Source organism: Rhodopseudomonas sp. B29 (assembly GCF_000333455.1).
Lineage (GTDB): Bacteria > Pseudomonadota > Alphaproteobacteria > Rhizobiales > Xanthobacteraceae > Rhodopseudomonas.
In genome coordinates, this window is sequence record NZ_BADD01000128.1 from 1 (window position 1) to 6225 (window position 6225).

Here is a 6225-nt window from a genome sequence, read left to right on the forward strand (position 1 = left end):
GCTGTCCGGCGACTGCGCTTGGCGATGCCCTCGCCCGGCCCGAGCCCAAACCATTCGCCATTGCTGAAGGCTTCGCTGGCCATGTCGACTTGGAACGTGTCGCCGGAGGCAGGATTCATGAAGCGCTTGATACGGAGCGCGACGTGCGGGACCAAAAGATAAGCGGCGAACAATCCCGCCGAGCCGAGGCCGGTGAGTCCGAAGACCCAGATCACCCGCATGCCCGCGATGAAGAACAGCGAGCCCCACACCATTGAGATCAGCATGGTCTGACCGAAGTCGGGTTCCATCACCAGCAGCGACACCAGCGTCAGCAGAAGAGCCATCGCCATCGATGTCGCCGGCATTTCAGGACGACGCGCGGCCTCAGAAAACAGCCAGGCGGCGAGCACCACGAAAGCCGGTTTGGCGGCTTCCGACGCCTGAATATTGATGCCGATCAGTGTGATCCAGCGCCGCGCGCCCTTCACCTCGGGCCCGACCAGCAGCGTCGCGACGATCAGCGCAATGCTGAGCGCGAAGACGATCAGAGCGCTTCGCCGGATCTGCTTCGGCGACAGGAACGACACGCCGACCAGCACGATGACGGACGGCAGCAGGAATACGACGTGGCGGTTGAAGAAGTGGAACGGGTCGAGTCCAATCCGGGTCGCCACCGGCGGCGACGCAGCAAGCGACAGGATGACGCCGGCCAGCATCAGCGCAATCAGCGCCGCCAGCAGCACGCGGTCGACGGTCCACCACCATTCTGAGAACGGCGTGCGTTGTTCACGGGAAATCATCGGCTGTCCTGGCGCTCACAATCAGGCCCATTGGTGCGCCCACGTGGTTGCCAGCCGGTTAACGGAATCGGAGGGAATCGCCGGCGCGGTTCCCCGCGAACGGGCCATACCGACTTAGGCGATCCCCAAATACGCCGACTTCACCCTGTCGTCCGCCAACAGAGCCGCCGCGCTGCCGTCGTGGACGATCAGGCCGGACTCCATGACGTAGCCGCGGTCGGCGATGCCGAGGGCGGCGACGGCGTTCTGTTCGACGAGCAGAACCGCGATGTCTTTGGTACGCAGATCGGCGATGGCGGCGATGATCTGATCGACCAGAAGCGGCGACAGGCCGAGCGAAGGTTCGTCGAGCAGGAGCAGCTTCGGCTTGCCCATCAGCGCGCGGCCGATGGCCAGCATCTGCTGCTGGCCGCCGGACAGCCCGCCGGCCAGCGCCTGACGCCGCTCTTTCAGGACGGGAAACATGTCGTAGATGCGATCGCGATCCTCGCTGATCGCCTTGTCCTTGCGCAGATAGCCGCCGAGGCGGAGATTGTCCTCGACCGACAGCGATCCGAAAATCTGCCGACCCTCCGGCGACTGCACGAGGCCGCGCGCGACTCGGCGATGCGGCGGCAGTCTGTCGATGCGCTCGCCGAGGAAGCTGATCTCGCCCTTCGCCGGCTGCACGCCGGAGAGTGCGCGCAGCAGCGTCGTCTTGCCGGCGCCGTTGGAGCCGACCAGCGCGACGATCTCGTTGGGTCGTACCTGCAGCGAGATGCCTCGCAGCACCTCGATGCGGCCATAGGCGCTGCGGAGGTTGGAGATTTCAAGCACGAGCCGCTTCCCGCGCACCATGTTTGCCCAGATAGGCCTCGAGCACCGCCGGATCGGCGAGCACCTGTTGGGGCGTGCCTTCGATCAGCGGACAGCCGCGTTCGAGCACGAGGATACGGTCGGATATTTTCATCACCAGTTTCATGTCGTGTTCGACCAGCACCACCGCGACGCCCTTCTTGGCGACCCGGCTGATCAGCGCGTCGATCTCCTCGGTCTCCACGGCGTTGCAGCCGGCCGCCGGTTCGTCGAGCAACAACACGCGCGGTTCGGCCGCCAGCGCCCTCGCGATCTCGAGCCGCTTGCAGGCGCCATACGACAGCGAGCCCGCGAGCTTGTCGGCATCGGCGCGCAGCCCGACCTCGTCGAGGAGCGCCAGCGCGGCATCGCGCGTCGTCGCGTTCTGGCGCGACACCGACGGCAGGCGGAACAGGTCGGCGAACAGGTTGCACTTCTCCCGCAGATGCCGCCCGACCATCACGTTCTCCACCGCGGTCATGCGCTGGAAGATCTGCAGGTTCTGGAACGTGCGCGACAGACCGCGCGCGGCCAGTTCATCCGGCGCAAGGCCGGTGACGTCCTGGCCGCCAAGTTCGATGCGTCCCTGCCCCGCGGTGTAGAGGCCGGAGATGACGTTGAACAAGGTCGTCTTGCCGGCGCCGTTTGGACCGATGATGGAGAAGATCTCTCCGGCTTCGACCGAGAAACCGACGCCGTCGATCGCCTTGAGGCCGCCGAAGCTGATGCCGATGTCGCTGACGCTCAGAACGCTCATGCCCGTCGCCCCGGCAGCTTCGCCAGCATCGGCACGATGCCGTCGCGCATGAAGATCATTGACACGATGATCAGGAAGCCAAGCAGCAGATGCTCGTATTCTTGAAAGACCGTCAGTGCCTGCGGCAGCATGATCAGCACGGCCGCACCGACGATGCTGCCGATCACCGAACCCAGCCCGCCGAGCACCACCATTGTCACCATCTCGACCGAATGCAGGAAGCCGGCCTGATCGGGATTGACGAAGCCGTTCATCAGCGCCAGCGCCGAGCCGGCCAGCGACGCATAGACGGCGGCGATGACGAAGGCCTGCAGCTTGAAACGATCGACGTGGACGCCGGCGACCCGCGCCGCGATCTCGCTGTCATGCAGGGCGCGAAAGGCACGGCCGGTCGGCGTATCGTCGAGATTGAGCGCCAGCCATGTGCCGATCAGCAGCATGCCGGCCGTGATCCAGTACCAGGTGTCGGCGCCGCTGGCGCGCCAGCCGAAGACGACGAGCTTCTTCACCGGCATGCCGTCCGGCCCGCCGGTCCAGCGGATCTCGGTGGTGATGACCAGCGCCACCAGCACGCCGAGGCCGAGCGTGGCGATGGCGAGATAATGGCCCTTCAGCCGCAGGATCGGGCGCCCGACGAGATACGCGAGCGCCGCCGACAGCACGGCGCCGATCAGCAACGATGCCAAAGGCGGCACGCCGAGATGCGTCGGACCGATCGCCACCGCATAGGCGCCGATGCCGAAGAAGCCGGCATGGCCGAGGCTGACCTGCCCGGCCTTGCCCATCAGGATATTGAGGCCGATCGCCGCCAGCGCCGAGACCCAGACCAGCGCCGCGACCCGGTAGTAATAGCTCGACGGAAACAGCAGCGGCAGCAGCGCGATCACCACCGCGAGCACGACGAGACTGGCGTAGCGATGCCGAACCCAACGAGGCATCGTCACACCCTCTCGACGGCGCGGCGCCGAACAGGCCCTGCGGCGCCACGAACAGCACGGCGAGGATGACGATGAAGGCGAACGCGTCCTTGTAGGTGGAGCTGAGATAGCCCGGCCCCGAAGGCTTCGAGCAGCCCGAGCAGCAGGCCGCCCGCCAGCGCGCCGAACGGATTGCCCATGCCGCCGAGCATCGCGGCCGCAAAGCCCTTCAGCGCCAGCAGCGTGCCGACATCGTAGCTCGTGAGCGTGATCGGCGTGACCAGCACGCCGGCGATGCCGCCGATGGCGGCCGAGCCGCCGAAGGACAGCGCCATGATGGTCGCGGTATTGATGCCGACCAGCTTGGCCGCCAGCCTGTTCGCCGAGGTCGCCAGCACGGCCTTGCCGACCAGCGTGCGCTCAAGAAACAAATAGAGCAGCAGCACGACCGTCGCGGCGCCGCCGATGACCCAGAAGCTTTGCGGCTGCACCGCGGCGCCCATCATCTGCACCGGCGTGTCGCCGGAAAATGACGGCAGCTTGTGAAACTGCTTGTCGAACACGACCTGCGCCACACCGCGCAGGAAGATCGACGCGCCGATGGTGATGATGATCAGCGACACCGCCGAAGCGCCGCGCGCCGGGGCGATCGCCAGCCAGTACAGGCTAATGCCGACGATGACCGCGACCACGATGGCAAGGATCGCCGCCAGCGGCAGCGGCACGCCCGCCGCATGGGCGAACACCGTCACCATGCCGCCGAGCATGACGAACTCACCCTGCGCGAAGTTCACCACGTCGGACGCGTTGTAGATCAGCGTGAAGCCGAGCGCGACCAGCGCATAGACCGCGCCGACCGTCAGCCCGGAGACCAGAAACTGGAAAAACTCGGCCATGCCTGAGAACGGCTTTCCTTGCCGGAGCAATAATGCGGGGAGAAAGCGTCCCTGCGCGCGGGCGCGCGCGCAGGGATCGCAAGGACGTCTCAGGTGCCGGGCGGCAGCAGCGCCCAGTCGCCCCCCTTTACTTCGAGCATGCGGAAGGCGCTGAGATCGAGGCCGAGGTGATCGGTCGGCGACATGTTGACGATGCCGCCGGTGCCGACGAAGCCCTTGGTCTTTTCGATCTCGTCGCGAACCTTCTTCGGGTCGGCCCCATTGGCGCGCTGCATCGCCTCGACCAGGATGTTGAGACCGTCATAGGCGTGACCGCCGAAGGTCGAGACCGGCTGATTGGCGGTCGCTTCGAAAGTTTTCTTGTAGTCGAGGACGACCTTCTTCTGCGGATCGTTGTCGGGCAGCTTGTCGCCGACCAGCAGCGCCGCCGCCGGCAGCCGGACGCCTTCAGCCGCCGGGCCCGCCAGTTCGATGAAGCTCTTCGAGGCGACGCCGTGGCTCTGATACAGCGGCGTCGAGGACATGCCGAGTTGCGCGTAGTTGCGCGTCACGATCGCCGGACCCTGGCCGAAGCCGGGATTCACCACCGCCTGAATGCCGGGCACGGCCTTGATCTTGGTGAGCTGCGCCGTCATGTCGCTGTCGCGCGGGCCGTAGGTTTCTTCGGCCACGATCTGCACGTCATAGGTCGGCGCGACCTTGACGCATTGCGCGCGCATCGACGCGCCGAAGCCGTCGGTGCCGGAGATCATCGCGATCTTGGTGAACTTGCGCTGCTTGAGATTCTCGAAGATCTTCTCACACGCCATCTTGTCGGTATGCGGCGTCTTGAACACGTATTTGCGCACCGGGTCGACGACCTCGATGGCGCCGGCCAACGAGATGAACGGCACCTGCGCTTCTTCGAACACCGGGATCATCGCCATCGTGGTGCCGGTGGTGGAGCCGCCCACCATGGCGACGACCTTGTCGTCTTCCACAAGGCGCGTCGCGAAGGTGCGCGCTTTGTTGGCATCGCCGCCGTCGTCGTAAATAACAAGCTCGAGCTTCTTGCCGGCGACGCCGCCCGCGGCATTGATCTTGTCCACATACATCCGCAGCGTCTTGTCTTCGGGCTCGCCGAGGAACGACGCGGGCCCGGTCACCGACAGCACCGAGCCGATCTTGACCGTCTGCTGCGCCGACGCGGTGCCGGCAAACGACATCATGGATGCGGGCAGCGCGATCGCCGCCGCCGCGAACAGAGTCTTGAAATGCGATTGTTTCGACATCCGGTCTCCTCCCTCTGAAGGCCGCCCGTTTTCGGGCTTGCCTGCGTCTGGAGTGAAGCCCGCCTCAGGCCGCGCTGTCACCCCGACTATGGGACAACCCTAATAGTTGACCGTCCGGTTGGTCAATAGTAGCGTAGGCGTCAGAACGGCGCAGAGCCGCACTTTGATCGATGGGAGGAAGCGATGGAGCACGAACTCGTCGTGACCACGATGCACGACGGCTACCGCGTGCTGACGCTGAACAGGCCGGATCGGCTGAATTCGTTCACGGCCGCAATGCACAAGGCGCTGATGGCCGCGCTCATCGCCGCCGAGGCCGATACATCCTGCCGCGCCATCGTTCTCACCGGCGCCGGCCGTGGCTTCTGTGCCGGCCAGGATCTGTCCGACGGAGTCCATACGCCGGGCCAAACGCCAGATCTCTCGGTGACCATCGAAACCTACTACAATCCCCTGATCCGCAAGCTGCGCAGCCTGCCGATGCCGGTGATCACGGCGGTGAACGGCGTCGCGGCGGGTGCCGGTGCGAACGTGGCGTTTGCGGGCGATATCGTGATCGCCGCACGCTCGTCCAAATTCATCCAGTCCTTCGCCAAGCTCGGCCTTGTGCCGGATGCCGGCGGCACATGGTTTCTGCCGCGCCTGATCGGCGCCGCGCGCGCCCGGGCGATCGCCCTGCTCGCCGAACCCGTGACGGCCGAACAGGCCGAAACCTGGGGCATGATCGGAAAGCGGTCGACGACGCCGAGCTGAGAACGAGGCCCATCG

5 protein-coding genes and 2 pseudogenes are annotated in these 6225 nt (G+C 65.7%); 1 reads left to right on the forward strand and 6 read right to left on the reverse strand.

The annotated features are described in order from the left end of the window. The 6 genes and pseudogenes from I5M_RS04860 to I5M_RS04885 all read right to left on the reverse strand — a co-directional run. Positions 1-782: FtsW/RodA/SpoVE family cell cycle protein (locus I5M_RS04860; RefSeq protein ID WP_022720380.1), on the reverse strand; the 782-nt coding region annotated here is incomplete at its 3' end. A 114-nt stretch (positions 783-896) separates the two neighbouring features. Further along, positions 897-1598 (reverse strand): ABC transporter ATP-binding protein, encoded by a 702-nt coding sequence (locus I5M_RS04865; protein ID WP_031335406.1) that lies wholly within the window; start codon positions 1596-1598, stop codon positions 897-899. Continuing rightward, positions 1591-2373, reverse strand: a complete 783-nt coding sequence (locus I5M_RS04870; RefSeq protein WP_022720382.1) for an ABC transporter ATP-binding protein — start codon at positions 2371-2373, stop codon at positions 1591-1593. The genes I5M_RS04865 and I5M_RS04870 overlap by 8 nt, the downstream gene beginning before the upstream one ends. Continuing rightward, entirely contained in the window at positions 2370-3311 is a 942-nt protein-coding gene (locus I5M_RS04875; protein ID WP_022720383.1) for a branched-chain amino acid ABC transporter permease, read from the reverse strand. The genes I5M_RS04870 and I5M_RS04875 overlap by 4 nt, the downstream gene beginning before the upstream one ends. Before the next feature lie 2 nt (positions 3312-3313). Further along, positions 3314-4186 (reverse strand): annotated as a pseudogene (locus tag I5M_RS29185) (branched-chain amino acid ABC transporter permease). 89 nt (positions 4187-4275) lie between these two features. Then, positions 4276-5457 (reverse strand): ABC transporter substrate-binding protein, encoded by a 1182-nt coding sequence (locus tag I5M_RS04885; protein ID WP_022720384.1) that lies wholly within the window; start codon positions 5455-5457, stop codon positions 4276-4278. Between the two features lie 183 nt (positions 5458-5640). Between I5M_RS04885 and I5M_RS29190 the strand changes: the two are divergent. Continuing rightward, positions 5641-6225: pseudogene (locus I5M_RS29190) on the forward strand (enoyl-CoA hydratase-related protein); the annotation flags it as partial.